This is a genomic window from Stutzerimonas nitrititolerans, from assembly GCF_003696285.1.
GTDB lineage: Bacteria > Pseudomonadota > Gammaproteobacteria > Pseudomonadales > Pseudomonadaceae > Stutzerimonas > Stutzerimonas nitrititolerans.
In genome coordinates this window covers 1-24,668 of record NZ_RFFL01000008.1, presented here as the reverse complement: position 1 = coordinate 24,668, position 24,668 = coordinate 1, and the positions used below count along the sequence as shown (strand labels likewise).

At 65.0% G+C, this 24,668-nt stretch carries 27 protein-coding genes; 17 read left to right on the top strand and 10 right to left on the bottom strand.

Annotation, left to right across the window (positions count from 1 at the left end; genetic code table 11):
* Nucleotides 1–78: 78 nt before the first annotated feature.
* Nucleotides 79–1,020, bottom strand: a complete 942-nt coding sequence (gene pbpG / locus EA795_RS11390) for a D-alanyl-D-alanine endopeptidase (protein WP_122077358.1) — start codon at nt 1,018–1,020, stop codon at nt 79–81.
* A 208-nt stretch (nt 1,021–1,228) separates the two neighbouring features.
* On the opposite strand from pbpG, the gene EA795_RS11385 reads away from it, so the two are divergent.
* Complete coding sequence (locus tag EA795_RS11385) at nt 1,229–1,540, top strand: DUF883 family protein (RefSeq protein ID WP_014850952.1); 312 nt, start codon at nt 1,229–1,231, stop codon at nt 1,538–1,540.
* Between the two features lie 14 nt (nt 1,541–1,554).
* On the top strand, nt 1,555–2,166 hold the full coding sequence (locus EA795_RS11380; RefSeq protein WP_014850951.1) for an NAD(P)-dependent oxidoreductase: 612 nt from the start codon (nt 1,555–1,557) through the stop codon (nt 2,164–2,166).
* 7 nt (nt 2,167–2,173) lie between these two features.
* Here EA795_RS11380 and aroE read toward each other — a convergent pair whose 3' ends face one another.
* Together aroE and hemF are read right to left on the bottom strand one after the other, a co-directional pair.
* Entirely contained in the window at nt 2,174–2,992 is an 819-nt protein-coding gene (gene aroE / locus EA795_RS11375) for a shikimate dehydrogenase (protein ID WP_122077355.1), read from the bottom strand.
* Between the two features lie 36 nt (nt 2,993–3,028).
* Nucleotides 3,029–3,943 (bottom strand): oxygen-dependent coproporphyrinogen oxidase, encoded by a 915-nt coding sequence (gene hemF / locus EA795_RS11370; protein WP_122077352.1) that lies wholly within the window; start codon nt 3,941–3,943, stop codon nt 3,029–3,031.
* Nucleotides 3,944–4,090: 147 nt separating this feature from the next.
* Between hemF and EA795_RS11365 the strand changes: the two genes are divergently transcribed.
* On the top strand, nt 4,091–5,068 hold the full coding sequence (locus tag EA795_RS11365) for an NADPH:quinone reductase (protein WP_058077867.1): 978 nt from the start codon (nt 4,091–4,093) through the stop codon (nt 5,066–5,068).
* A 93-nt stretch (nt 5,069–5,161) separates the two neighbouring features.
* Here the strand turns inward: EA795_RS11365 and tsaC are convergent, their stop codons facing one another.
* The 3 genes from tsaC to EA795_RS11350 all read right to left on the bottom strand — a co-directional run bounded on the left by tsaC (nt 5,162) and on the right by EA795_RS11350 (nt 7,980).
* On the bottom strand, nt 5,162–5,719 hold the full coding sequence (tsaC, locus tag EA795_RS11360; protein ID WP_122077350.1) for an L-threonylcarbamoyladenylate synthase type 1 TsaC: 558 nt from the start codon (nt 5,717–5,719) through the stop codon (nt 5,162–5,164).
* 60 nt (nt 5,720–5,779) lie between these two features.
* On the bottom strand, nt 5,780–6,877 hold the full coding sequence (dprA, locus tag EA795_RS11355) for a DNA-processing protein DprA (protein WP_122077347.1): 1,098 nt from the start codon (nt 6,875–6,877) through the stop codon (nt 5,780–5,782).
* Nucleotides 6,878–6,954: 77 nt separating this feature from the next.
* The gene (locus EA795_RS11350; protein ID WP_014850945.1) at nt 6,955–7,980 is read right to left on the bottom strand and encodes a LysM peptidoglycan-binding domain-containing protein; all 1,026 of its coding nucleotides are present in this window, start codon (nt 7,978–7,980) and stop codon (nt 6,955–6,957) included.
* Between the two features lie 147 nt (nt 7,981–8,127).
* Here EA795_RS11350 and def point away from each other — a divergent pair, with 147 nt between their 5' ends.
* The 9 genes from def (at nt 8,128) to EA795_RS11305 (ending at nt 16,483) form a co-directional block, all read left to right on the top strand.
* Nucleotides 8,128–8,634, top strand: coding sequence for a peptide deformylase (gene def / locus EA795_RS11345; protein ID WP_065985960.1), 507 nt, complete (start codon nt 8,128–8,130; stop codon nt 8,632–8,634).
* A gap of 44 nt (nt 8,635–8,678) precedes the next feature.
* Entirely contained in the window at nt 8,679–9,620 is a 942-nt protein-coding gene (gene fmt / locus EA795_RS11340) for a methionyl-tRNA formyltransferase (protein ID WP_122077344.1), read from the top strand.
* Between the two features lie 5 nt (nt 9,621–9,625).
* Nucleotides 9,626–10,963, top strand: coding sequence for a 16S rRNA (cytosine(967)-C(5))-methyltransferase RsmB (rsmB, locus tag EA795_RS11335; RefSeq protein ID WP_122077341.1), 1,338 nt, complete (start codon nt 9,626–9,628; stop codon nt 10,961–10,963).
* Nucleotides 10,964–11,020: 57 nt separating this feature from the next.
* A complete protein-coding gene (gene trkA, locus EA795_RS11330; protein ID WP_014850941.1) occupies nt 11,021–12,394 on the top strand; it encodes a Trk system potassium transporter TrkA in 1,374 nt (457 codons plus the stop codon).
* Between the two features lie 322 nt (nt 12,395–12,716).
* Nucleotides 12,717–13,571 carry an ectoine/hydroxyectoine ABC transporter substrate-binding protein EhuB gene (ehuB, locus tag EA795_RS11325; RefSeq protein ID WP_122077337.1) on the top strand — a complete coding sequence of 285 codons (855 nt, stop codon included), beginning with the start codon at nt 12,717–12,719 and terminating at the stop codon, nt 13,569–13,571.
* 393 nt (nt 13,572–13,964) lie between these two features.
* Complete coding sequence (ehuC, locus tag EA795_RS11320; protein WP_058077864.1) at nt 13,965–14,624, top strand: ectoine/hydroxyectoine ABC transporter permease subunit EhuC; 660 nt, start codon at nt 13,965–13,967, stop codon at nt 14,622–14,624.
* Complete coding sequence (gene ehuD, locus EA795_RS11315; protein ID WP_058075150.1) at nt 14,621–15,280, top strand: ectoine/hydroxyectoine ABC transporter permease subunit EhuD; 660 nt, start codon at nt 14,621–14,623, stop codon at nt 15,278–15,280. Before ehuC ends, ehuD begins: the two co-directional genes overlap by 4 nt.
* Nucleotides 15,277–16,101, top strand: coding sequence for an ectoine/hydroxyectoine ABC transporter ATP-binding protein EhuA (gene ehuA / locus EA795_RS11310; RefSeq protein WP_058077862.1), 825 nt, complete (start codon nt 15,277–15,279; stop codon nt 16,099–16,101). The genes ehuD and ehuA overlap by 4 nt, the downstream gene beginning before the upstream one ends.
* Before the next feature lie 64 nt (nt 16,102–16,165).
* The gene (locus EA795_RS11305; RefSeq protein WP_058077861.1) at nt 16,166–16,483 is read left to right on the top strand and encodes a tetratricopeptide repeat protein; all 318 of its coding nucleotides are present in this window, start codon (nt 16,166–16,168) and stop codon (nt 16,481–16,483) included.
* Between the two features lie 112 nt (nt 16,484–16,595).
* Here EA795_RS11305 and EA795_RS11300 read toward each other — a convergent pair whose 3' ends face one another.
* From EA795_RS11300 to EA795_RS11290, 3 genes are read right to left on the bottom strand one after another with little or no spacing between them, the layout of a single operon-like run.
* Nucleotides 16,596–16,862 (bottom strand): PilZ domain-containing protein, encoded by a 267-nt coding sequence (locus EA795_RS11300; protein WP_058077860.1) that lies wholly within the window; start codon nt 16,860–16,862, stop codon nt 16,596–16,598.
* A gap of 35 nt (nt 16,863–16,897) precedes the next feature.
* Complete coding sequence (locus tag EA795_RS11295) at nt 16,898–17,785, bottom strand: lysophospholipid acyltransferase (RefSeq protein WP_122077334.1); 888 nt, start codon at nt 17,783–17,785, stop codon at nt 16,898–16,900.
* A 28-nt stretch (nt 17,786–17,813) separates the two neighbouring features.
* Nucleotides 17,814–18,401, bottom strand: coding sequence for a DNA-3-methyladenine glycosylase I (locus EA795_RS11290; protein ID WP_122077332.1), 588 nt, complete (start codon nt 18,399–18,401; stop codon nt 17,814–17,816).
* 126 nt (nt 18,402–18,527) lie between these two features.
* Between EA795_RS11290 and glyQ the strand changes: the two genes are divergently transcribed.
* Genes glyQ through EA795_RS11265 form a run of 5 tightly spaced genes read left to right on the top strand, consistent with a single transcriptional unit; the run spans nt 18,528 to nt 24,253 of the window.
* Entirely contained in the window at nt 18,528–19,475 is a 948-nt protein-coding gene (gene glyQ, locus EA795_RS11285; RefSeq protein WP_014850932.1) for a glycine--tRNA ligase subunit alpha, read from the top strand.
* Nucleotides 19,472–21,526 (top strand): glycine--tRNA ligase subunit beta, encoded by a 2,055-nt coding sequence (gene glyS, locus EA795_RS11280; RefSeq protein WP_014850931.1) that lies wholly within the window; start codon nt 19,472–19,474, stop codon nt 21,524–21,526. The genes glyQ and glyS overlap by 4 nt, the downstream gene beginning before the upstream one ends.
* Nucleotides 21,527–21,530: 4 nt before the next feature.
* Nucleotides 21,531–22,073, top strand: a complete 543-nt coding sequence (gene gmhB / locus EA795_RS11275) for a D-glycero-beta-D-manno-heptose 1,7-bisphosphate 7-phosphatase (protein WP_014850930.1) — start codon at nt 21,531–21,533, stop codon at nt 22,071–22,073.
* Complete coding sequence (locus tag EA795_RS11270) at nt 22,070–22,819, top strand: lysophospholipid acyltransferase family protein (protein WP_058075143.1); 750 nt, start codon at nt 22,070–22,072, stop codon at nt 22,817–22,819. The genes gmhB and EA795_RS11270 overlap by 4 nt, the downstream gene beginning before the upstream one ends.
* 60 nt (nt 22,820–22,879) lie before the next feature.
* The gene (locus EA795_RS11265) at nt 22,880–24,253 is read left to right on the top strand and encodes a diguanylate cyclase (protein ID WP_122077329.1); all 1,374 of its coding nucleotides are present in this window, start codon (nt 22,880–22,882) and stop codon (nt 24,251–24,253) included.
* A 77-nt stretch (nt 24,254–24,330) separates the two neighbouring features.
* On the opposite strand, the gene EA795_RS11260 is transcribed toward EA795_RS11265, so the two are convergent.
* Nucleotides 24,331–24,668: FAD-dependent oxidoreductase (locus tag EA795_RS11260; protein WP_158601302.1), on the bottom strand; the 338-nt coding region annotated here is incomplete at its 5' end.

Sequence of the window (24,668 nt, the reverse complement as noted above, 5' to 3'; positions counted from 1 at the left end):
GAGGGACGATACGTCGTTTGAGTCGGGCGCAGCGGCATCGTTGCATCACAGGATGCATCGATGCCCGGAAGAGCCGTATCAGCGCGCGCCGGCTACCGCAGTCGCGGCATCGCCTGGCTGCCCGGCCAGTTGGCGCTCGGCCTGCTTCTGCGCCTTGTAGGCCAGGGCGGCAGGCGCCACCGGTGTGACCGTTCCGGTTTCCAGCCACTTTTTCAGGCGATTGGCATCGGCCATGTGGGTGTACTTGCCGAAGGCATCGAGCACCACGAAGGCCACGTCGCGCCGATCCATCACGGTGCGCATCACCAGGCAGTGGCCGGCGGCGTTGGTGAAACCGGTCTTGGTCAGCTGGATGTCCCAGTTGGGCTTGCGAACCAGGGCGTTGGTGTTGCGAAAGCCGAGCGCGTAGTTGGGCTTGCGGAAGGCCACTGTCTTCTCGGACATGGTGCTCAGTTCGTCGATCAGCGGATAGGCCTGGCTGGCGCGCAGCAGTTTGACCAGGTCATTGGCACTGGAGACGTTGAGCTCCGACAGCCCGGTGGGTTCGACGTAGCGGGTGCTGCTCATGCCCAGCGCGCTGGCCTTGAGGTTCATCGCCTGGATGAAGGCCGCGTAACCGCCTGGGTAGTGGTGGGCCAGGCTCGCCGCCGCACGGTTTTCCGAGGACATCAGCGTCAGCAGCAGCATGTCGCGGCGGCTGATCTCGCTGCCGACGCGCACACGGGAGAACACGCCCTGCATCTCCACCGCATCGTGGATGGTGATGGGCAGGCGCTCGTCCAGCGGCAGTTTGGCGTCGAGCACCACCATGGCGGTCATCAGTTTGGTCACCGAAGCGATGGGCACCACCAGATCGGGATTGCTCGAGTAGAGCACCTGGCTGGTTTTCAGATCCACCAGCAGGGCACTGCCGGAGGCCAGTTGCTGCTGAACCACGGCCGGAGCGGCCGAGGCGAAAGGGCTGGTAAAGGCACTGCTGCAGGCCAGCAGCAGGCCGAAAATCGAATGACGAAGCTTCACTGAAAGGCACCGAAAAAAAGGTGAAAAAAGAATGAAAAAGCGCCGCGCAGTATACGGAAAAGCGCATCCCATCACGGCAACGCCGCGCGATTTTCGTGTCGATCGCGTGTGGGTGGAGTGTAGAAGAGAATTTCCACGCCGCCGCTCTACCGCACCTTCAACGTCCGAGGCGGTCCAATCTCCAGTCGTCAACCAGGGGAGAACGCGCATGTCCCGCTTCAGCAGCACACCCACGACCCGTAACGATATCGAACGTGAGATCCAGAACCTGATGAGCGCACTGGACGAGCTCAAGCACGAGGCCACCCGCGGCTCGCGCCATCGACTCGATGACCTGCGCTCACGCGCCGAGTCGCTGTGGCACGACGCCAACTGGGACGAGCATTGCCAGGAGCTGTCCCGCCGCGGCCGCCAGGCCACGCGCATGGCAACCGACTGCGCACGCAAGCATCCCTTGAGCACCCTGGCGCTAGCCGCCGGCGCGGTGGCGCTGATCGGTTACCTGGCCACGCGCCGCTAGCAGGACGTTCCGCCATGCTCAACGCCGAAACGCCGCGCCTCAAGTTCGCCCTGTACGGGGCGCATTCCAGCCTTGGCAGCGCCGTGCTGTGCGAACTGCTGAGCCGCCAGCACGAGGCCGTTGCCTTGATCAACGACTTCAATTCGATCACCGCCCGGCCCGGACTGCGTGCCAAGGCCGGCGATCTGTTCGATGCGGCCAGCGTGTCGCGCAGCGTTGCCGGCATGGACGGGGTGATCTGCCTGTTCGACAGCCCCTCGGTTCCCACCGCACCGGATGCCACCCTGGTAGGGCAGCCGCAGGATCTGTATCAGGCGGTGTACACCTTGCTCCTGGGGATGACGGAAGTCGGCGTCGAACGTCTGCTGCTGGTGGCCGACTTCAACGCCCATGCCGAGGAATCGGAGCTTGCCGCAGCCTTGCAGCTCATCGCCTCGCATCCCCTGAAGTGGACCCTGGTGGATGCCAGCACGGCGGAGGAGGGGTTGTCCATCGAGGACTTCAGCAATATCGAAGGGCTGCCCAGCAACGATCCACGGACGAAACTGCGCCGCATCGCCGCGGCAATGGTCGATGAACTGGTGCAGCCGCAGCACCTGCACCAGCAGATACAGTTTCGCCTCTGAACGCGGCTCAGCCCTTGAGCTGATGGCGCAGCTCAGCCAGCACCGGCGCCGACTCCGGTCGTACCCCGCGCCACAGCTCGAAGGCCGCCGCGGCCTGCTCGACCAGCATGCCCAAGCCGTCGCGTACGGTCGCACCACGTGCTGCCGCCCACGCGCAGAAGGGTGTGGGCTCGGCCCCGTACATCATGTCGTAGCAGAAGCTTTCCCCGGCCTCGATCAGCGCATCGGCCAGTGGCGGCAGCTCGCCGGCAAGGCTGGCCGAGGTGCCATTGACGATCACATCGAAGCGACCTTCCAACTGTTCGAAGGCGCTCGCGCTCACCGTGCCCAGCTCGGCGAATTCGGCGGCCAGCCGCTCGGCCTTCGCCAGCGTGCGATTGGCGATCACCAGCGCGCCGGGACGCTGGGCCAGCAGCGGTTCGAGCACGCCACGCACCGCGCCGCCGGCGCCCAGCAGCAGGACACGCTTGCCCTGCAGGACGACGCCGGCGTTATCCAGCAGATCGCGCACCAGGCCCAGGCCATCGGTGTTGTCGCCCAGCAGCGTGCCATCGTCGAGCTTGTGCAGCGTATTCACCGCCCCGGCGCGACGCGCACGCTCGGTCAGCTGGTCAGCCAGCCGCCAGGCCTCTTCCTTGAAGGGCACGGTGACATTGGCGCCACGGCCGTCCACGAAGAACCGGCGCGCGAAGCCGGCGAAATCCTCCAGCGGCGCCAGCAGCGGCTCATAGCTGAGCGACTGCCCCGTCTGTTCGGCGAACAGCCGGTGGATCTGCGGCGACTTGCTGTGGCCGATGGGATTGCCGAATACGCCGTAGCGGTCCATGAAGTGCTCCAAGCTGCGAGTGACGGGCTGCAGGAATCAGGCACCGGCAAGCCAGTCGCGATCCTGCAGGAAGTATTCGGTCAGCCGCGCTTCCGGCGTGCCGGGCTCGGGCTGCTTGTCATAACCCCAGCTGACCTGCGGCGGCAGCGACATGAGGATCGACTCGGTGCGCCCGCCCGATTGCAGGCCGAACAGTGTGCCGCGGTCGTAGACCAGGTTGTATTCCACGTAGCGGCCGCGGCGCAGCAACTGGAATTCGCGCTCGCGTTCACCGAAGGCCGTGGCCTTGCGCTTGCGCACTATGGGCAGGTAGGCGTCCAGGTAGGCATCGCCGACCGCGCGCATGAAGGCGAAGCTGGTGTCGAAATCCCACTGGTTGAGGTCGTCGAAGAACAGCCCGCCGACGCCACGCGGCTCGTTGCGGTGCTTGATGTGGAAGTAGCGGTCGCACCACTCCTTGTAGCGCGGATAGACGTCGGCGCCAAACGGCGCGCAGGCGTCGCGGGCGACCCGGTGCCAGTGCACGCAGTCTTCATCAACGCCGTAGTAGGGCGTCAGGTCGAAGCCGCCACCAAACCACCAGACCGGCTCTTCGCCTTCCTTCTCGGCGATGAAGAAACGCACGTTGGCGTGGGAGGTCGGCACGTAGGGGTTCTGCGGGTGGATCACCAGCGACACGCCCAGTGCCTCGAAGCCGCGCCCGGCCAGTTCGGGACGATGGGCGCTGGCCGAAGGCGGCAGGCCGGTGCCGTGCACGTGGGAGAAGTTCACCCCGCCCTTTTCGATCAGCGCGCCGCTCTCGATCACCCGTGTCCGCCCACCGCCGCCGCCCGGGCGGGTCCAGGCGTCTTCGACGAAGCATGCTTCGCCATCCTCGGCCTCCAGCGCGGCGCAGATACGATCCTGCAGATCGAGCAGGTAGGCTTTGACGGCTTCGGTTCGGTCGTTCACGAAATCACCCTGGCATAAAGGACAGCGATACATCCCCGACGAACGCAGGAATGAGCGGAAGGTGCGCAAGCATATCATCCGCCCGGTTGACGAATTCCGACCAGGACGGTTGGATAGGCTCCTTTATGTACGGCCAGGAGCCCTCTCATGTCGCAGCGCATCCAGTTCAGCCAGCACGGTGGTCCCGAGGTTCTCGAACAGGTCGAGGTCGAGGTGCCCGTCCCCGCGGCCGGTGAAGTTCGCGTGCGCAACCACGCCATCGGCCTGAATTTCATCGACACCTATTTCCGCAGTGGCCTCTACGCGCCGCCAAGCCTGCCGTCGGGCCTGGGCACCGAAGGCGCTGGCGTGATCGAGGCGGTGGGCGAGGGCGTCGATCAGTGGCAGGTCGGCGAGCGCGTCGCCTACGCCACCGGTCCGCTGGGTGCCTACGGCGAGCATCACGTACTGCCGGCGCGGCATCTGGTGAAGCTGCCGGATGCGATCGGCTTCGAGCAGGCGGCGGCAGTCATGCTCAAGGGCCTGACCACACAGTACCTGCTGCGCCAGGTGCATCCGCTGCAGGCCGGCGAAACCATCCTCTTTCATGCGGCGGCCGGCGGCGTCGGCTCGATTGCCTGCCAGTGGGCGAAGGCGCTGGGCGCCCGGCTGATCGGCGTGGTCGGTTCGGCGGAGAAGGCCGAGCGCGCCAAGGCACTGGGCGCCTGGGCCACCGTCGATCGCACCCGCGAGGACGTGGTGCAGCGCGTGCTGGAGCTGACCGATGGACAAAAGTGCCCGGTGGTCTACGACTCGGTGGGCAAGAGCAGCTGGGAAATCTCGCTGGACTGCGTCGCCCCGCGTGGGCTGCTGGTCAGCTTCGGCAACGCCTCGGGCGCGGTGACCGGGGTCAATCTCGGCGTGCTGGCGCAGAAGGGCTCGCTGTTCGTCACCCGACCGATCCTGGCCGGCTATGCGGACACCGCGCCACGGTTGCAGGCGATGGCGGCCGAGCTGTTCGAGATGATCGCCAGCGGCAAGATCGAAGTCGAGATCGGCCAGCGCTTCGCACTTGGCGAAGCCGCCGAGGCACAGCGTTTGCTGGCCGAGGGCCGTACCACGGGGTCGACGATTCTGCTGCCGTGAAATTGAACTGCAGGGCCGAATTCATTCGGCCCTGATGGTTCGTGAAGGCCGAAGTGGTTCATCAAGGCCGAACAAGTTCGGCCCTACACGTTTCTAGCTCGCCCGGATGACTTCGCCGCTGCGCACATCGCGGATCGTGCTGGGGTTGCGCCGTCCGCCCAGCGGGCCGTCGAGGACGGCGTCGAGCTGGCGGGGGAAGTACTGCTCCACACGCAAACGCGAGCGTGCGGAAGGACGGCCGGCGGGATTGGCCGAGGTGGACACCAGCGGACCGGTGAGCGCGCAGAGCCGCGCCACCAGCGGATGGTCGGTCACTCGCAGTGCCACGGTATCGTGCTTGCCGGTGATCCAGTCGGGCAAGCGCTGGCGGTGCGGCACCAGCCAGGTGTTGGGCCCCGGCCAGCTGCCGGCCAGGCGATCCAGCCAGCGCTCCGGCAGATCCTCGAGGAGGAAATCGAACTGCTCGATGCAGTCGGCGATCAGGATCAGGCCTTTCTCCGCCGGCCGCTCCTTGAGCGCCAGCAGGCGATGGACCGCTTCGCTGTCCCAGGGATCGCAACCCAGCCCCCAGACCGCCTCGGTGGGATAAGCAATCACACCGCCGGCCCACACCACACGGGCCGCCTGCTGTATGCGCCAATTGCCGACCATCGCGACCTCTGCTGAAAACGGAACCGGTGCAGTTTACCTGAGCCTGATCAGCAGCAGGGCTCAACCGGCGCGGGCGCTCCACTGGCCGTTCTCACAGGCCACCCGCCCCTCGATTTCCAGTTCGGTCAGCTCCGCCAGCACCTGCGCCAATGACTGGCCAAGCGCCTGGGCCAGGGCTTCGCTGGTCATCGGCGCGGCCAACAGTTGATCGAGCAGTAGGTGACCTTGCCGTCGCTCGGGCTCCTCTATCTGCGTGGCCGGTGCAAGTTGCTGCCAGCCACGCAAGGCTTGCAGGATATCCTCGACGCTTTCGACCAGCGTCGCGCCCTGACGGATCAGCTGATGGCAGCCGCGAGCGCCGGGATGGTGGATCGAACCCGGAATGGCGTAGACCTCGCGCCCCTGCTCGGCGGCCAGGCGGGCGGTGATCAGCGAGCCGCTGGAAGGACTCGCCTCGACCACCAGCACACCCAGCGACAGCCCACTGATGATTCTGTTGCGACGAGGAAAGTTGGCCGCCTGCGGCGGGCAATCCAGCGGCAGTTCGGACACCAGCGCGCCACCGCCTTCGACGATGCTGCTGGCCAGGCCGGTATGCCGTGCCGGGTAGAGCCGCTGCAACCCGGTGCCCAGTACCGCGACGGTTTGGCCACCGGCATCCAGCGCGCCCTGATGCGCGGCGCCATCGATGCCCAGCGCCAGGCCGCTGGTGATGACGAAACCGGCACCGCCCAGGCTACGGGCGAAGCTCCGCGCGTTGTCCATACCCGGGCGCGAGGCGCGACGGCTGCCCACCATGGCCAGTTGCGGCCGCTCCAGCAGTGCCGGCTCGCCCTCGACGAACAACAGCGGCGGCGCGTCCGGCAGCTCGGCCAGCAGCGCGGGGTAACCGGGATCGTCCCACATCAGCAGATGGTGATCGGGCTGCTCCAGCCAGGCCAACGCAGCGGCTGCACGTTCGCGGATCGCTTCACTGCGTCTTGGTTCTGCGCAACTGGCCGGCAGGCCCAGGGAGCGCCAGGCACCGGCCGGGGCGCTGAGCGCGGAAGAGGCATCGGGGAAGGCACTGAGCAGCTTGTGCAGGCGACGCGGTCCGAGCTCTGGCAGCAGATGCAGGCGCAGCCGCGCTTCGAGCTCGGCGGGGGAAATGGCAGGCATATGACGTCCTTGTCCAATGTGCCGCATCCTTGCAGCACCTCAGTAACGAAAAGCCCCGCACTGGCGGGGCTGGTGAATCAGGGATTACGCACCTTGTCCTGCACCGCCAGCGAGCGCGTGGCTTGCAGCACCAGGCCGTAGCTGAGCTTCTCGTAGGTGCGGAACACCATCAGCAGCCCGGCGCGCTCATCCGGAATCTTGACGTTCTCGCCGGTGACCCGGTCGCGTACGGTTTCGCCGGTCTTGTAGACCGCCAGCACGTTGCCGTCCTTGATGCCGTCGCGGGCCCCCTTGTTGAGGGTAACCACATCGAACTGGCCGATCTGGGTCACGCCACGCGGCACGTCGAGAATCACGCCCTTGATCTCGCCTTCCGGCTCACTGGGCATGAAGGTGGAGTTGACCGCGCGCTCTTCGCTGGGGAACAGGCGGTCGCCGATGCGGGCTTCCTGCGTCACGCGGGTCAGCATCATGGTGGCGATGTCGCCTTCCATGTCGAGGATTTCGGCAGTGCCGACGTCATCGGCGTTGATGCCGAGGAATTCCTGGGTTTCCGGGTCGAAGTAGGTCTTGCCCTGGCGGAAGATGCCGTACACCGGCATGCCGTCCTCGAACGCGCCGCGCCCGTAGATGCGGTCGCCCGAACCACTGATGACGCGCTCGGCGTTGCCGGCGACGATATAGGGTGCGGCCTCGAACTGCTCGGCGCTGTCGATGATGCGGTTGCTCAGCAGGAAGCTGTTGATGGCTTCCAGCGGAATGGTCGGGATGGCTTCGGCCATCGGCGTGGTGCGCACCGTGGGGGAGAGCTTGATGGTGCCGCGCGAGGTGCCGCGGTTGAGCGTCAGCCGCGGCTGGCCGTCGATGTAGACCAGGCTGAGGTTGTCGCCGGGGTAGATCAGGTGCGGGTTTTCGATCTGCGGATTGGCATGCCACAGCTCGGGCCACTTCCAGGGTTCACGCAGAAAACGCCCGGAGATGTCCCAGAGCGTATCGCCCTTCACCACGGTGTACTGCTCGGGGTGGTCATCCTTGAGCTGAACGGCGGCGTGGGCGATACCGCCGACAGCCACCAGCAGCAGGGCGAGTAGTGATTTCCTCATGTGGTGAATCCCTTTATGATGTGCCTTCACGTAAAGCGCCCTAGCGCCGCAGAAACCCTTGTGGAAAGCGGCGTTAGCCGTTTACAAGCTGCCCGGCATCTTAGCAGCGGCTTTTGAATTTATTCCATAAGTGCATCACAAACGCATATGGCGATTCTGAACATCCTTGAGTTTCCCGATACGCGCCTGCGCACCATCGCCAAACCGGTGGACGTGGTCGACGACGGCATTCGCCAACTGATCGACGACATGTTCGAGACCATGTACGACGCTCCCGGCATCGGCCTGGCCGCGACCCAGGTCAACGTGCACAAGCGTGTCGTGGTGATGGACCTGTCCGAGGACAAGAGCGAGCCGCGGGTCTTCATCAATCCCGAGTTCGAATTCCTCACCGACGAGATGGACCAGTACCAGGAAGGCTGCCTGTCGGTACCCGGCTTCTACGAGAACGTCGACCGGCCGCAGAAGGTCAGGGTCAAGGCGCTGGACCGCGATGGCCAGCCGTTCGAGCTGATCGCCGAAGGCCTGCTCGCCGTGTGCATCCAGCACGAGTGCGATCACCTCAACGGCAAGCTGTTCGTCGACTACCTGTCCAATCTCAAGCGCGACCGGATCAAGAAGAAGCTGGAAAAGATCCACCGCCAGCAGGCTTGATTCCCCAAACGCCAAAGGCTTGCGACAGCAAGCCTTTTTTATTGATGGATCTTCACATGCGCATCGTTTTCGCCGGCACCCCGGAATTCGCCGCCCAGCATCTGCAGGCCCTGCTCGATGCAGGCCATTGCATCGTGGCCGTCTACACCCAGCCGGATCGTCCCGCCGGGCGCGGCCAGAAACTGATGCCCAGCCCGGTCAAGCAGCTCGCCGTCCGCCACGATATTCCCGTGCATCAGCCGCAGACCCTGCGCAACCCCGATGCCCAGGCGGAGCTGGCCACGCTGCAGGCCGATCTGATGGTGGTGGTCGCCTATGGCCTTATCCTGCCTCAGGCGGTGCTCGATATGCCGCGCCTGGGCTGCATCAACAGCCACGCCTCGCTGCTGCCACGCTGGCGCGGTGCGGCGCCGATCCAGCGCGCCATCGAGGCGGGCGATGCCGAGTCCGGGGTCACCGTGATGCAGATGGAAGCCGGCCTGGACACAGGGCCGATGCTGCTCGAGGTCGCCACGCCGATCAGCGCCGAGGACACCGGCGGCAGCCTGCATGACCGGCTCGCCGAGCTCGGCTCGCAGGCCGTGGTCGAGGCGGTTGCCGGGCTGCAGGCCGGTACGCTGGCAGGCCAGGCGCAGGACGATGCCCTGGCGACCTACGCGCACAAGCTGAACAAGGAGGAAGCGCGCATCGACTGGACGCGCCCGGCCGTCGAGCTGGAGCGTCTGATACGCGCCTTCCATCCCTGGCCGATCTGCCACGCCAGCCTCGAAGGCGCGGCGGTGAAGATTCATGCCGCTCGGGTCGGCGCGGGGCAGGGCAGGCCCGGCCAGATCATCGCCGCCGACAAGGACGGACTGGAAGTCGCCTGCGGCCAGGGCTCGCTGCGCCTGACCCGTCTGCAACTGGCGGGCGGCAAGCCGCTGGGCTTCGGCGATCTGTACAACAGCCGGCGCGAGCAGTTCGCGCCGGGCAAGACGTTCGAATGATGGCGATGAATCCACGGCTGGCAGCCGCCCGCGCCCTGGCCACGGTGCTCGCCGGCAAGGCATCGCTGGGCAGCAGCCTGCCGGACATGCTGGCCAAGGTCGAAGCGCGTGACCGAGGCCTGACCCAGGAGCTGGCTTTCGGCGCCGCACGCTGGCAACCGCGCCTGGCCGGGCTGGCCGCCAGGCTGCTGCAGAAACCTTTCAAGGCCGCCGACCGCGATGTCGAGGCATTGCTGCTGATCGGCCTCTACCAGCTGTTCTACACCCGCATTCCACCGCATGCGGCCATCGGCGAAACCGTCGGCTGCGTCGACAAGCTGAAGAAGCCCTGGGCCAAGGGCCTGCTCAACGCCGTGTTGCGCCGTGCCCAGCGCGAGGGCGAGGCACTGCTGGCCGAGCTGGAACACGACCCGGTGATCCGCGTGGCGCACCCGCGTTGGCTGCAGAAATCGCTCAAGGCGCATTGGCCGGAGCACTGGGAAGCCATCTGCGCTGCCAATAACGTCCATCCGCCGATGATGCTGCGGGTCAATCGACGTCAGCTCGACCGCGATGCCTATCTCGATGAATTGCGCGCCGCCGGCATCGAAGCCTTCGCTTGCCCGTTCAGCGAGGACGGCATTCGCCTGGCCGCACCCTGCGATGTCCAGCAATTGCCCGGTTTCGCCGAAGGCCGGGTCAGCGTGCAGGACGAAGCGGCGCAGCTGGCCGCCTCGCTGCTGGAGCTCAAGCCCGGCCAGCGTGTGCTGGACGCCTGTTGCGCACCGGGCGGCAAGACCTGCCACATCCTCGAGCACGAGCCGGGCCTGGCCGAAGTCGTCGCCCTGGACCTGGAGCCCAAGCGTCTGCAACGCGTGCAGGAGAACCTGGAGCGCCTGCGGCTCGAGGCCACGCTGACGGCGGCCGACGCCCGCGACACCGAACGCTGGTGGGATGGAAAACCCTTCCAGCGCATCCTGCTGGATGCGCCCTGTTCGGCTACCGGCGTGATTCGTCGCCATCCGGACATCAAGCTGGCCCGCCAGGCAGAGGACATCGCACCGCTGGCCACGCTGCAGGGCGAGATGCTCGATGCGCTCTGGCCCACGCTGGAGGTCGGCGGCGTGCTGCTGTATGCCACCTGCTCGGTGTTGCCGACGGAAAACCGCGAGGTGATCGAGGCCTTCCTGGCCCGCATGCCTGGGGCACGCGAGCTGGATCTGGCCGGCGACTTCGGGCTCAAGCAGCGCCACGGTCGCCAGTTGCTGCCGCAGGAAGGCGGCCACGACGGCTTCTACTATGCCAAGCTGATCAAGGTCGCGGCCGAATCCGGCACGGCGAAAACAGGCGTTCCGAAGACATAAGAAGAACCGGGCGAACGACCGCCCCGGGGCGACGGCAGCGCCGTCAGGAGTGACAAGGTGAAAATCATCATTCTCGGTGCCGGCCAGGTGGGCGGCACCCTTGCCGAAAACCTCGCCAGCGAAGCCAACGACATCACCGTGGTGGACACAGACGTCGATCGCCTGCGCGACCTCGGCGACCGCCTGGACATCCGCACGGTGTTCGGTCGTGCGTCCTTCCCGACCATCCTGCGCCAGGCCGGGGCCGACGACGCCGACATGCTGGTCGCGGTGACCAACAGCGACGAGACCAACATGGTCGCCTGCCAGGTCGCCTACACCCTGTTCAACACCCCGACCAAGATCGCCCGCGTGCGCGAACCGGCCTACCTGACCCGCTCCGGGCTGTTCGCCAACGAGGCGATCCCGGTGGACGTGCTGATCAGTCCTGAACAGGTGGTGACCAACTACATCAAGCGCCTGATCGAACATCCCGGCTCGCTGCAGGTGATCGACTTCGCCGGCGGCAAGGCGCAGCTGGTGGCCGTGCGCGCCTACTACGGCGGACCGCTGGTGGGCCAGGAGCTGCGGCAGATCCGCAAGCACATGCCTAACGTCGATACGCGGGTGGCGGCGATCTTCCGCCGCAACCACGCGATCCTGCCGCAGGGCGACACCGTGATCGAACCCGATGACGAGGTGTTCTTCATCGCCGCCAAGGGACATATCCGCGCAGTGATGAGCGAGATGCGCCGGCTCGACGAGAACTACAAACGCATCGTCATCGCCGGTGGCGGCCATATCGGCGAGCGCCTGGCCGAAGCCATCGAGAGCCGCTACCAGGTGAAGATCATCGAGATGAACCCGGCCCGCTGCCGCTATCTCTCGGATACCCTGGACAGCACCGTCATCCTGCAGGGCAGCGCTTCGGATCGGGACCTGCTGATCGAGGAAAACATCAGCGATGCCGATGTGTTCCTGGCGCTGACCAACGACGACGAGGCCAACATCATGTCGTCCTTGCTGGCCAAGCGTCTCGGTGCGCGCAAGGTGATGTGCATCATCAACAACCCGGCCTACGTCGACCTGGTGCAGGGCGGCGACATCGATATCGCCATCAGTCCCCAGCTGGCCACCATCGGCACGCTGCTGACCCACGTGCGGCGCGGCGACATCGTCAGCGCGCACTCGCTGCGCCGCGGTGCCGCCGAAGCCATCGAGGTGATCGCCCATGGCGATGTCCGCTCCAGCAAGGTGATCGGCCGGCCGATCGGCAAGATCGTACTGCCGCCGGGTACCACCATCGGCGCGGTGATTCGCGACGAACAGGTGCTGATTGCCCACGACAGCACGGTGATCGAGTCCGGCGATCACGTCATTCTCTTCCTCGTCGACAAGAAGCATATCCGCGATGTGGAACGGCTGTTCCAGGCGGGCCTGACCTTCTTCTGAGCCGCTCTCGGGCCAGCCTGGCGAAGCGCCGGCTGGCGGAGCGAAGCGGCAGTCGAATATTTCCGCGAACCAAATTCCCGCCAGATAAGTCAATCATTGCGGCTATTCGCTTCAATTGGCCGCTGGATTTCCGTTTGCCGGCGAGCTTTTGTATCCTCCGGGTCAGGAGCAAAAGCGGCTCCTTCCCAGACAGCCAACGAAGAGCGAGGCGTTCAACCGCGAGACATCTGTCGTTGATGCTGCATCGACAATCCCAGAACTGCCTCCTAGCCAATAAGGTCAGCCGCCGGCCGGCCCCTAGAACAACACAGGAGAAACACCCATGAGGAACCATGCCATCTCACCCATTTCCCGGCTTCTGATCGGCTGTACGGCCCTCGCCAGTATCACGATCAGCAGCCTGACCCAGGCCGATACCCTGGACAAGATCAAGGAAAACAGCAGCGTCCGCATCGGCTATGCCAACGAAACCCCCTTCGCTTACACCGCCCTCGATGGCAGCGTCACTGGCGAGTCGCCCGAAATCGTCGAGAAGATCTTCCAACGGATGGGCATCGAGACCATCAAACCCGTCCTCACCGAGTGGGGCTCACTGATCCCCGGCCTGCGCGCCAGCCGCTTCGACCTCATCGCCGCCGGCATGTACATCACGCCCGAGCGCTGCAAGCAGGTACTGTTCACCGATCCGCATTACCAGTTGCCCGATACCCTGCTGGTGAAGACCGGTAACCCGAAGAACCTGCGCAGCTACGCCGATATCGCCAACGACCCCGAAGCCAAGCTGGCGATCATGTCCGGCACCGTTAACCTGGCTTATGCGCGTGAAGCCGGCATCAAGGACTCGCAGATCGTCCAGGTGCCCGACACCACCTCGCAACTGCAGGCCGTACGCACCGGCCGCGCCGATGCCGCGATCGGTACCCAGCTGACCATGAAAGGCCTGGCCGAGAAGGCCGGCGATCAGGTCGAAGCCACCACCGACTTCAAGGACGACCCCGCCCACACCGGCTATGGCGCGCTGGCTTTCCGCCCCGCGGACAAGGCGCTGCGTGATGCGGTCAATGCCGAGCTGAAGAAGTGGCTGGGCAGCGACGAACACCTGCAGACCGTCGAGCCCTTCGGTTTCGACCGCTCCAACATCACCGACAAGACCGCCGAGGAGCTCTGCTCCGCCTGACGGAACGCGGCTGCCCGCGTGGCCTGAGGGCTTCGCGGCATGCCACGGAACTGCGTTTGATCCCCGACTGTAGAAACGCTTCGCCTTCACCTGCCCGCATCGCTTTTTCAGCGGTGCGCTTGGCGGTGGTCGCGCGCACGGCCTTCTGCAGCGCGTTTCACCCCGGCCTCTCTTGGCCTGAAAGGCTGTTGGAAAACGTATGCGAGGCAGGCAAGACAAGGCAAAAACAGGCGAGGACACGGAGTTTAGTTGTTCTAAATGAGCAGTACTCACTTCGTTCGCCCTACCGGGCCGCGCTAAAGCGCGTTAGCCGCAAGCGGCTTGCCGAGCCTGTTTTTAACGCAGTACTGCCAACGCAGGTAGTTTTCCAACAGCCTGCTACCGGACAATCCCATGAATGAACTTCTCCCCCTGATGCTGGAGGGTGCCTGGGTGACCGTGCAGGTCACCTTCTTCGGCTCCCTGCTGGCCATCGCCGTCGCCCTGATCGCCGCCTTCGGGCGCCTGTCGCCGATCGCCCCGCTGCGCTGGCTGGCGATTACCTACATCGAACTCTTTCGCGGCAGCTCGCTGCTGGTGCAACTGTTCTGGCTGTATTTCGTGTTGCCGATGCCGCCGTTCAACATCAGCCTCAGCGCCTTCCAGGTCGCCGTCATCGGGCTGGGCCTGAACATCGGTTCCTACGGCGCGGAAGTGCTGCGCGGCGCCATCCGCTCGGTGCACGAAGGCCAGTACGAGGCCTGCCAGGCGCTGAACATGACGGCCTGGCAGCGCGCGCGGCGCATCATCCTGCCGCAGGCGCTGCTGGCGGCGATCCCGCCGGGCACCAACCTGCTGATCGAGCTGCTGAAGAACACCTCGCTGGTTTCGCTGATCACGCTGTCGGACCTGGCATTCCGCGCGCGCCAGCTGGATCAGGCGACGCTGATGACCCTGGAGATATTCGGCCTGGCGCTGCTGATGTACTTCGTCCTCGCCCAGATCATCAACTTCTCCATGCGCGCACTTGAGCGCCGGCTCAGTCGTGGGCGGATGCGTGGAGGTCTGTCATGAATTTCTTCGACTGGGAGTTCGCCTGGGCCATCCTGCCACGCTTGCTGGATGCTTCGCTCAAGACCATCGGCATCACCCTGGCCGGCTTTTGCATCGCCATCGTGCTCGGACTGTTCCTCGCCGTAGGCCGCCGCAGCCGTCAGCGCTGGCTGTCCTGGCCGGTGACCGGGCTGATCGAGTTCATCCGCAGTACGCCTTTGCTGATTCAGGTCTATTTTCTGTTCTTCGTCGCCCCTGCCTACGGCCTCAATCTGACGGCATTGCAGGCGGGCATCATCGGCATCGCCCTGCATTACGCCTGCTACACCGCCGAGGTCTACCGCGCCGGGCTCGATGCGGTGCCGCGCGCGCAGTGGGAAGCGGTCACGGCGCTGAACATGAAGGCCGTCACCGCCTACCGCAAGATCATCCTGCCCCAGGCGCTGCGGCCGATCCTGCCGGCGCTGGGCAACTACCTGATCTCGATGCTCAAGGACACACCCGTACTGTCCGCCATCACCGTGGTGGAAATCATGCAGCGAGCCAAGAACATCGGCTCAGAGCATTTCCGCTACCTGGAGCCGATCACCATGGTCGGCCTGTTCTTTCTCATTCTCAGTCTCGGCCTCGCCTGGTTCGTGCGCCGTCTGGAAAACCGCATGGAGCTCGCCCGATGAACCTGTCGATGCCCAATCCCGTCCAGCCCACCGAAGCCAGCGTCGAAGAGCCGATGGTGCGATTTCGCGGCGTGACCAAGCGCTATGGCGATCTGACCGTGCTCGACCACCTGGACCTGGATGTCCAGGCCGGCGAGAAGGTGGCCATCATCGGCCCGAGCGGCTCCGGCAAATCCACCCTGCTGCGCGCGTTGATGACCCTGGAGGACATCGACGAAGGTGTGATCATGGTCGATGGCGAACCGCTTACCCACATGCCCGGCGCCGATGGCCAGCTGGTGCCCGCCAGTGCGCGACATCAGCGCAGCGTGCGCGGCAAGGTCGGCATGGTGTTCCAGAGCTTCAACCTGTTTCCGCACATGAATGCCCTGCAGAACGTGATGGAAGCGCCGGTACAGGTACTCGGTATGCCGAAGGCACAAGCGCGCGAGCGGGCCGAGGAACTGCTGGCGATGGTCGGCCTGGAGGACAAGCTCGATCACTATCCCTCGCAACTGTCCGGCGGCCAGCAGCAGCGGGTGGCCATCGCCCGCGCGCTGGCGATGCGGCCGAAGGTGATGCTGTTCGACGAGGTCACCTCGGCGCTCGATCCGGAACTGTGCGGGGAAGTGCTGAACGTGATTCGCCGGCTCGGGGATGCCCACAGCCTGACGATGCTGATGGTGACCCACCAGATGGGATTCGCCCGGGAGTTCGCCGACCGCGTATGCTTCTTCAATCAGGGGCGCATTCATGAGCAGGGCAGCCCCGACGAGCTGTTCGGCAATCCGCAGCAGGAGCGCACCCAGGCGTTTCTCAGCGCGGTCAACGAGGCGCACTGAAAGCAGCTGCAGGCATGGCCGGTCGCGGGACCGGCGGCTTGCAACGTTGCGAAGGAGATCACCGATGCTTGAATCGCTGGAAAAGATGCTGGCGCAGGGCATGGACAACCCCATGCTGCGCTTCGGCCTGGGCAAGGGCTATCTGGACGCCGGCGATGCCGAAAAAGCTGCTGCGCACCTGCGGCGTTGCGTCGAACTGGACGCCCGATACTCGGCTGCCTGGAAGCTGCTCGGCAAGGCCTTGCAGAGCAGCGGTGACCTGGAGGGCGCACGCACTGCTTGGGAAAAGGGTCTGGTTGCCGCACAGGCCCACGGTGACAAGCAGGCCGAGAAAGAGATGACGGTGTTCCTGCGCAAGCTGGACAAGGCGTCCCGCCCCTGATTCCACGTGCCTGGCTTGTACTGCGCTTCGGAAACGCGCCTGTCGTTCCGTAGGGCCGAATTCACTCGGCCGCCGATGCAAAGGCCGAACAAGTTCGGCCCTACGGTATCGATCAATCCGCCAGGATGAACCGCAGCCCTACGCCTTCGGCGTCCACCCGCATCACTTCCATTTGCAGCTCGGGAGCGGGGATGGGCAGATCCTGCACCTGGCCACGGACGATGGTGCCCGGCTGCAACGAGATCAGATCGGGATGTTTGACGTAGACGCCGCTGTCCGAGAGGTCGCGGGTCTGCGCCAGCACATCGCCGAAGGATTCGTGGCTGATGCGGATTCGGCATTTCATGCTGGCGCGTGGGTGCATACGCTGGTTGGTCACGGATCCCTCCTGGTCTACTTATTGTTTTTCCCGGGTCAGTACCAGCGAGCCTCGCCGGCCGGACGCTTCTTGAAGCGCTTCATGGTCCACATGTACTGGCTCGGCCAGCGGCGCACGTAACTTTCGATCACGCGGCTCATCGAGGCAACGGCGGCGTCGATATCCTCGCTGTACATCTCCTGCGGCGCGGCTTCGAGAATCACCTTGAAGCCCGAGCCATCATCCAGCCGCAGGGCATGAAGGAACACGCCCACCGCCTTGCCGCCAGTGAGCATGCCGGGCACGAATTTGCTGGTCAGCGCCTGGGTGGCAAAGAAGGGGACGAATACCCCGGCGCCCTCGCTGGGCTCGGGATCGGCCGGAATGCCCACCGAACCGCCACGGCGCACTTCCTTGATCACGCTGATGATGCCTTCACGGGTCGAAGGCGCGACCCGGTTGCCCAACTGCACCCGCTGCCGTTGCAGCAGATCGTCCACCGCCTTCAGCTTCGGCGGACGGTAGAAGATGATCGGTTTGCATTGCGCGCAATAGAAGTGGTTGAGCACTTCCCAGTTGCCCAGGTGGCTGGTGATGCCGACCACGCCCTTGCCTGAGGCCAGCGCCTGTTCCAGCACTTCTAGGCCTTCCACTTCCTTGATCAGGCGCAGCGTCTTGTCCGCCGGCCAGATCCACGCACAGGCGCTCTCGGTGAAGGTCTTGCCGATCTGCTGCAGGCTGTCGCGCAACAGCTGATCGAGCGGATCGCCGCGCAGTTCGGGAAAACAATGGCTCAGGTTGGTGCGCGCCACCTCGCGCGAGCGGTTGGGCAGCTTCCACATCAACCAGCCGATCAGCGCGCCCAGGCGCTGCACCATCGACCAGGGCAGCAGGGCGAACAGTCGTAGAAAACCGACTATCAGCGCACCTTTGAACTTGTCCAAGGATCTCTCCCGAGAAAAAACAAAGGCGCTAGTGTACCTGCATCGATGGGCCCGACGTTGCCGACGCATCGACCAGTTGCGCATGACGATGGCAATCGAGGGTGTGGTCCATGACCAGGCCGCAAGCCTGCATGTAGGCGTAGCAGATGGTCGGGCCGACGAAACTGAAACCGGCCTTCTTCAGGGCGCGACTCATGGTCTCGGCTTCGGCAGTGACCGCCGGCACCTGTTCGCGCGACGCGTATTGGTTGACCAACGGCCGGCCGCCTACGAAGGACCAGATGAACCCCACCGGGTCCTCCAGCTGCAGCCAGGCCCGGGCGTTGTTGCGCGCCGCTTCGAGCTTGCGACGGTTACGGATGATGCCGGGGTCCTGCAGGCGTTCGTCGATCTCGGCGTCGGTCATCCGCGCCAGGCACTGCGGATCGAAGCCGAACAGCACTTCGCGATAGCGTTCGCGCTTCTTCAGCACAGTGATCCAGGACAGCCCGGCCTGGAACGCCTCGAGCAGCAGAAACTCGAACAGCACTTGCGGGTCGCGGGTCGGCACGCCCCATTCGTGATCATGGTAATCGATGTACAGCGGATCGTCGCTGCACCAGGCACAACGCTGCATGGGCTCGTCCTGAAAGGGTGAAGGGCTCATCGAAAGCATCTTCCAAACGCAGCCGGCGGCGTCGGGAAAGCCTGCGAATCGGGTATACTCCGGGGCTTTCTGTCGAAGCCCAGCACAGGTGAAATTTTGACTCAGCCTACGCCTGCCGTGCGCACCTTCCAAGACCTGATCCTCGCCCTGCAGAGCTACTGGGCCGAGCAGGGCTGCGTGGTCCTGCAGCCCTATGACATGGAAATGGGCGCCGGTACCTTCCACACCGCCACCTTCCTGCGCGCCATCGGTCCCGAGACCTGGAACGCCGCCTACGTCCAGCCGTCGCGCCGCCCGGCCGATGGCCGCTACGGCGAGAACCCCAACCGCCTGCAGCACTATTACCAGTTCCAGGTGGTACTCAAGCCCAACCCGGACAACATCCAGGACCTGTACCTGGAGTCGCTGCGCCGCATCGGCGTCGACACTTCTGTGCACGACGTGCGCTTCGTCGAGGACAACTGGGAATCGCCGACCCTCGGCGCCTGGGGCCTGGGCTGGGAAGTCTGGCTGAACGGCATGGAAGTCACCCAGTTCACCTATTTCCAGCAGGTCGGCGGCCTCGAGTGCTATCCGGTCACCGGCGAGATCACCTACGGCCTGGAACGTCTTGCGATGTACCTGCAGGGCGTCGATTCGGTCTACGACCTGATCTGGACCGACGGTCCCTTCGGCACCGTGACCTACGGCGACGTGTTCCACCAGAACGAGGTGGAGCAGTCGACCTACAACTTCGAACACGCCAACGTCGACAAGCTGTTCGAGCTGTTCGACTTCTACGAATCCGAAGCCAACCGCCTGATCGAGCTGGAACTGCCGCTGCCCACCTACGAGATGGTGCTCAAGGCCTCGCACACCTTCAACCTGCTCGATGCGCGTCGGGCCATTTCGGTCACCGCGCGCCAGCAGTACATCCTGCGCGTGCGCACCCTGGCCCGCGCCGTGGCGCAGAGCTACCTGCAGGCGCGCGCCAAGCTGGGCTTCCCCATGGCCACCCCCGACCTGCGTGACGAAGTACTGGCCAAGCTGGAGGCAGCAGAATGAGTGCACAAGATTTCCTGGTCGAGCTGGGCACCGAAGAGCTGCCACCCAAGGCGCTGGGCAAGCTGGCCGAAGCCTTTCGCAGCGGCATCGAGAAGGGCCTGAAGGAAGCCGGCCTGGGCCATGCGCGGGTACAGGCCTATGCCGCCCCGCGTCGCCTGGCCGTACTGGTCGAACAGCTGGCGACCCAACAGCCCGATCGCAGCGTCAATCTCGACGGCCCACCGATTCAGGCCGCCTTCGACGCCGAGGGCGAGCCGACTCAGGCCGCGCTGGGCTTTGCCCGCAAGTGCGGTGTCGAGCTGGCGCTGATCGATCGCAGCGGTCCCAAGCTGAAATTCAGCCGCACCATCGAAGGCCTGCCGGCGGCCGAGTTGCTGCCCGGCATCGTCGAAGCCTCGCTGAACGAGTTGCCGATTCCCAAGCGCATGCGCTGGGCCGCGCGCAAGGATGAGTTCGTGCGTCCGACGCAGTGGCTGGTGATGCTCTTCGGCGAACAGGTCATCGATTGCGAGATCCTCGCCCAACGCGCCGGTCGCGAATCCCGCGGCCACCGCTTCCACAACCCGGCGCCCGTGCGCATCAGCCAGCCGTCCAGCTATCTGGAAGACCTGCGTGGCGCCCATGTCATCGCCGACTTCGCCGAACGCCGCGCGCTGATCGCCAAGCGCGTGGAACAGCTGGCGAGCGAACAGAACGGCAGCGCCATCGTGCCGCCGGCGCTGCTCGATGAAGTGACCGCGCTGGTGGAATGGCCGGTGCCGCTGGTCTGCTCGTTCGAGGAACGCTTCCTCGAAGTGCCGCAGGAAGCGCTGATCACCACCATGCAGGACAACCAGAAGTACTTCTGCCTGCTGGATGCGGACGGCAAGCTGCTGCCGCGCTTCATCACCGTGGCCAACATCGAATCGAAGGACCCGGCGCAGATCGTCGCCGGCAACGAGAAGGTGGTGCGCCCGCGCCTGACCGATGCCGAGTTCTTCTTCAAGCAGGACAAGAAGCAGAAGCTGGAAAGCTTCAACGAGCGCCTGCGCAACGTGGTGTTCCAGGCCCAGCTCGGCAGCGTCTACGACAAGGCCGTGCGGGTTTCCCGGCTGGCCGCGTTCATTGCCGAGAACACCGCAGGCGACGTCCAGCAAGCGGCGCGAGCCGGCCTGCTGAGCAAGTGCGACCTCGCCACGGAGATGGTCGGCGAGTTCCCGGAGATGCAGGGCATCGCCGGCTACTACTACGCGCTGAACGACGGCGAGCCGCAGGACGTCGCCCTGGCGCTGAACGAGCAGTACATGCCGCGCGGTGCCGGCGCCGAGCTGCCGAGCACCCGCACGGGCGCCATCCTCGCCGTGGCGGACAAGCTCGACACCCTGGTCGGTATCTTCGGCATCGGCATGTTGCCCACCGGCAGCAAGGACCCCTACGCGCTGCGTCGTGCGGCGCTGGGCATCCTGCGCATCCTGATCGAGAAGCAGCTGGACCTGGATCTGGTCAAGGCGGTGGATTTCGCCATCGCGCAGTTCGGCAGCCAGGTGAAGGCCAGCGGGCTGTCCGAGCAGGTGCTGGCGTTCGTCTTCGAGCGCCTGCGTGCGCGTTACGAGGACGAGGGCGTCGAGGTGGCGACCTACCTGTCGGTTCGCGCCGTGGCGCCGGCTTCCGCGCTGGATTTCGATCAGCGCGTGCAGGCCGTGCAGGCGTTCCGCAAGCTGCCGGAAGCCGAAGCCCTGGCCGCGGCCAACAAGCGCGTCTCCAACCTGCTCGGCAAGTTCGAGGCGAAGCTGCCGGAAACCGTCGAGCCACGCTGGTTCGACAACGCCACCGAGTTCTCGCTGTATTCGGCGTTGCAGCAGGCCGAACAGGCCGTGCAGCCGCTGGCCGAGGCGCGCCAGTATCGCGAAGCGCTCGAGCGCCTGGCGCACCTGCGCGCGCCGGTGGACGCTTTCTTCGAGGCGGTACTGGTCAATGCCGAGGACGCTTCGGTACGTGCCAACCGCTATGCCCTGCTGGCCCGTTTGCGAGGACTGTTCCTTGGCGTCGCCGATATTTCCGCACTTGGCTAAGCCGTTGAAGCTGATCGTCCTCGACCGCGACGGCGTCATCAACGAGGACTCCGATGCGTACGTGAAGACCCTGGAGGAATGGATTCCGATCCCCGGGTCGCTGCAGGCCATCGCCCGCCTGAGCCAGGCCGGCTGGACGGTGGCCGTGGCCACCAATCAGTCCGGGCTGGCACGCGGCATGTTCGACGCCTCCACCCTCGACGACATGCATTTCAAGATGCAGCAACTGGTGATGGAGCAGGGCGGACGCATCGACCTGATCGTGCATTGCCCGCACGGACCGGACGCTGGCTGCGAATGCCGCAAACCGAAACCCGGACTGTTCCGTACCATCGCCGAGCATTTCGGCCTGGCCGACCTGAAAGGCGTGCCCGTCGTCGGCGACAGCCACCGCGACCTGCATGCGGGGCTGATGCTCGGCGGCACGCCCTATCTGGTCCGGACCGGCAAGGGCCTGCGCACCCTGGAAGGGACGCTGCCCTCCGGCACCCAGGTCTTCGATGACCTGGCAGCGGTTGTCGATCACCTGCTCGAGAAATCTCGATGAGCCTCCTGTACCCCCTGCGCATCGCGCTGTTCTACTTCCTGCTGGCCTTCAGCGCATTCGCCTGGTGTCTGGTGTGCCTGGTCTGTGCGCCGTTCATGTCGTTCCGTATGCGCTATCGCTTCGTGGTGCAGAACTGGTGTCGCTGTGCCGTCTGGCTGGGCCGGTCGCTGATCGGCCTGCGCTACCAAGTACAGGGTACGGAGAACATTCCGACGCGGCCCTGCGTGATCCTCGCCAAGCACCAGAGCACCTGGGAAACCTTCTTTCTCTCGGCCTACTTCGAGCCCCTGACCCAGGTGCTCAAGCGCGAACTGCTGCGGGTGCCGTTCTTCGGCTGGGCCATGATGCTGGTCAGGCCGATCGCCATCGACCGCGACAATCCCAAGGCGGCGTTGCGCCAGGTGGCCAAGCAGGGCCATGAACGCCTGGAGCAGGGCGCCTGGGTGTTGATCTTTCCCGAGGGCACGCGCGTACCGGTCGGTCAGCAGGGCAAGTTTTCCCGCAGCGGCGCAGCACTGGCAGCTAACGCCGGCCTGCCGGTATTGCCGATTGCCCACAATGCGGGCATGTTCTGGCCCAAGGCGGGCTGGGGCAAACGTCCCGGAACCATTCAGGTGTGCATTGGCCCGGCCATGCATGCCGACAGCGAAGCGCCGCGTGCCGTCGCCGAGCTCAACCAGCGCGCCGAAGACTGGATCAACGCCCAGGTACAGATCTTGGAGCAACAGGCCCGCAACGCAAGCTGATCAACCCGTCGCCGGACAGGGCAGGGATGCTGCCCCGGACACCACCGAGAACCTGGTTACGTGCAGCACATTCCCAATGAACAGCTGGCGGGCGAATGGCGCCGCCTGTTAGATCAATTCTCGCCCGAGGCAGCCGCGGTCCTGCATGGCGTCGCCGAGCAGAGCAACGAGGATCTGGCCGCCCATTTCTACGAGCAGATGCTGGCCGATCCCCACGCCGCGGTATTCCTGTCCCACGAACAGGTCCAGAACCGGCTCAGCCACTCCATGCAGCGCTGGGTGTTCACGGTGCTCACCTCCAGGCCGGAGGACGACCTCGAAGCGGTCATCGACCTGCAGCGGACCATCGGTGACGTCCACGCTCGCATCGAAATTCCGGTCAGCCTGGTGCTGCGCGGCGCGCGCTATCTGAAGGGGCGGCTGCGCCGCCTTGTCGAACGGCAGGCGGCGGAAGCCGTCACCCGGCGCGACGCCGCCCGCCTGGGTGCCGATATCATCGATCTGGCAGTCGAGATCATCTGCTTCGCCTACTCGCAATCCCATGACCGCAATTCGCGCGCCGAGGAGGCCTATCGGCTATTCGCGGTTTCGCAGAACCAGGGGGCCGAGAAGGAGCGCCAGCGTGCCGCCTTGCTGGACTGGGAGAACCAGCTGATGTTCGACCTGGCCGTCGGCAGCGGCTATGAAAGCCTGCCACGGCTGGCGAGTTCCGAGTTCGGCCTGTGGTTCCGCCACAAGGCTTCCCATGCCTTTCAGGGCACTCCCGAATCGGCCAGCATTCTCGACTACATCATGCAGATCGACCAGGAACTGCAGATCCTGGCCGATGCCGGAAAAGAGCAGGGCAGCCTGGGCAGCCTGCACCGCGTTCGCGAGCAGACCCGCTCGATCCGCTTTCTGCTCGACAGCCTGTTCGAGCAGGCCAACGAGCTGGAAGCCGGCCGCGATGTGCTGACGCGCCTGCTCAACCGCAAGTTCCTACCGGTAGTGATGACCAAGGAGATGCTCTACAGCCGTCAGGCGGGAGGCTCGTTCGGTGTGCTGATCGTCGATGTCGATCACTTCAAGCAGATCAACGATGCTCACGGCCATGACGGCGGTGACCAGGTCTTGCAACAGGTGGCGACGGCCCTGTCGAACAATACCCGTGGCGGCGATTATGCGTTCCGCCTGGGCGGCGAGGAGTTCCTGCTGGTACTGGTGGACGTCGATGCACAGAAGATCACCCAGGCTGCGGAAAAGCTGCGTCAACGCATCGCCGAGGACAGCTTTCGCCTGCCCCAGGGCGAGGTGATCAAGGTGACCGTCAGCATCGGTATCGCCGTGCATGACGGCCATCCCGACTATGAGCGGTTGTTGCGGCGCGCCGACCAGGCGCTTTACGAAGCCAAGAACGCCGGCCGAAACCGCTGCGTATTGGCACGGAACGACTAGACCGCAGCTTTCCTCGGCATGACGCAGAAAGGGAGCAGATTCGCATCTGCTCCCTTTCTTTTTGCGCCTTGCGTCACTTACGCCGGTACGGACGTCCGGATCAGGTGGTCGAAGGCACTCAGCGAGGCCTTGGCGCCTTCGCCCACGGCGATGACGATCTGCTTGTAGGGCACCGTGGTCACGTCACCGGCCGCGAACACGCCGGGGATGTTGGTCTGGCCCTTGGCGTCGACGATGATCTCGCCGAAGCGCGACAGCTCGACGGTGCCTTTCAGCCAGTCGCTGTTGGGCAGCAGGCCGATCTGCACGAAGATGCCTTCCAGCTCGACCTCGTGCAGCGCCTCGCTGGTGCGGTCCTTGTAGACCAGCCCGGTGACTTTCTGGCCGTCGCCCTTGACCTCGGTGGTCTGCGCCA

Excerpts from the sequence above, each read along its gene's own strand:
- EA795_RS11385 (WP_014850952.1), top strand. The coding sequence starts at position 1,229 with ATGTCCCGCTTCAGCAGCACACCCACGACCCGTAACGATATCGAACGT.
- EA795_RS11380 (WP_014850951.1), top strand. The coding sequence starts at position 1,555 with ATGCTCAACGCCGAAACGCCGCGCCTCAAGTTCGCCCTGTACGGGGCG.
- aroE (WP_122077355.1), bottom strand. The coding sequence starts at position 2,992 with ATGGACCGCTACGGCGTATTCGGCAATCCCATCGGCCACAGCAAGTCG.
- EA795_RS11365 (WP_058077867.1), top strand. The coding sequence starts at position 4,091 with ATGTCGCAGCGCATCCAGTTCAGCCAGCACGGTGGTCCCGAGGTTCTC.
- tsaC (WP_122077350.1), bottom strand. The coding sequence starts at position 5,719 with ATGGTCGGCAATTGGCGCATACAGCAGGCGGCCCGTGTGGTGTGGGCC.
- dprA (WP_122077347.1), bottom strand. The coding sequence starts at position 6,877 with ATGCCTGCCATTTCCCCCGCCGAGCTCGAAGCGCGGCTGCGCCTGCAT.
- EA795_RS11350 (WP_014850945.1), bottom strand. The coding sequence starts at position 7,980 with ATGAGGAAATCACTACTCGCCCTGCTGCTGGTGGCTGTCGGCGGTATC.
- def (WP_065985960.1), top strand. The coding sequence starts at position 8,128 with ATGGCGATTCTGAACATCCTTGAGTTTCCCGATACGCGCCTGCGCACC.
- fmt (WP_122077344.1), top strand. The coding sequence starts at position 8,679 with ATGGATCTTCACATGCGCATCGTTTTCGCCGGCACCCCGGAATTCGCC.
- rsmB (WP_122077341.1), top strand. The coding sequence starts at position 9,626 with ATGAATCCACGGCTGGCAGCCGCCCGCGCCCTGGCCACGGTGCTCGCC.
- ehuB (WP_122077337.1), top strand. The coding sequence starts at position 12,717 with ATGAGGAACCATGCCATCTCACCCATTTCCCGGCTTCTGATCGGCTGT.
- ehuC (WP_058077864.1), top strand. The coding sequence starts at position 13,965 with ATGAATGAACTTCTCCCCCTGATGCTGGAGGGTGCCTGGGTGACCGTG.
- ehuD (WP_058075150.1), top strand. The coding sequence starts at position 14,621 with ATGAATTTCTTCGACTGGGAGTTCGCCTGGGCCATCCTGCCACGCTTG.
- ehuA (WP_058077862.1), top strand. The coding sequence starts at position 15,277 with ATGAACCTGTCGATGCCCAATCCCGTCCAGCCCACCGAAGCCAGCGTC.
- EA795_RS11305 (WP_058077861.1), top strand. The coding sequence starts at position 16,166 with ATGCTTGAATCGCTGGAAAAGATGCTGGCGCAGGGCATGGACAACCCC.
- EA795_RS11290 (WP_122077332.1), bottom strand. The coding sequence starts at position 18,401 with ATGCAGCGTTGTGCCTGGTGCAGCGACGATCCGCTGTACATCGATTAC.
- glyS (WP_014850931.1), top strand. The coding sequence starts at position 19,472 with ATGAGTGCACAAGATTTCCTGGTCGAGCTGGGCACCGAAGAGCTGCCA.
- EA795_RS11270 (WP_058075143.1), top strand. The coding sequence starts at position 22,070 with ATGAGCCTCCTGTACCCCCTGCGCATCGCGCTGTTCTACTTCCTGCTG.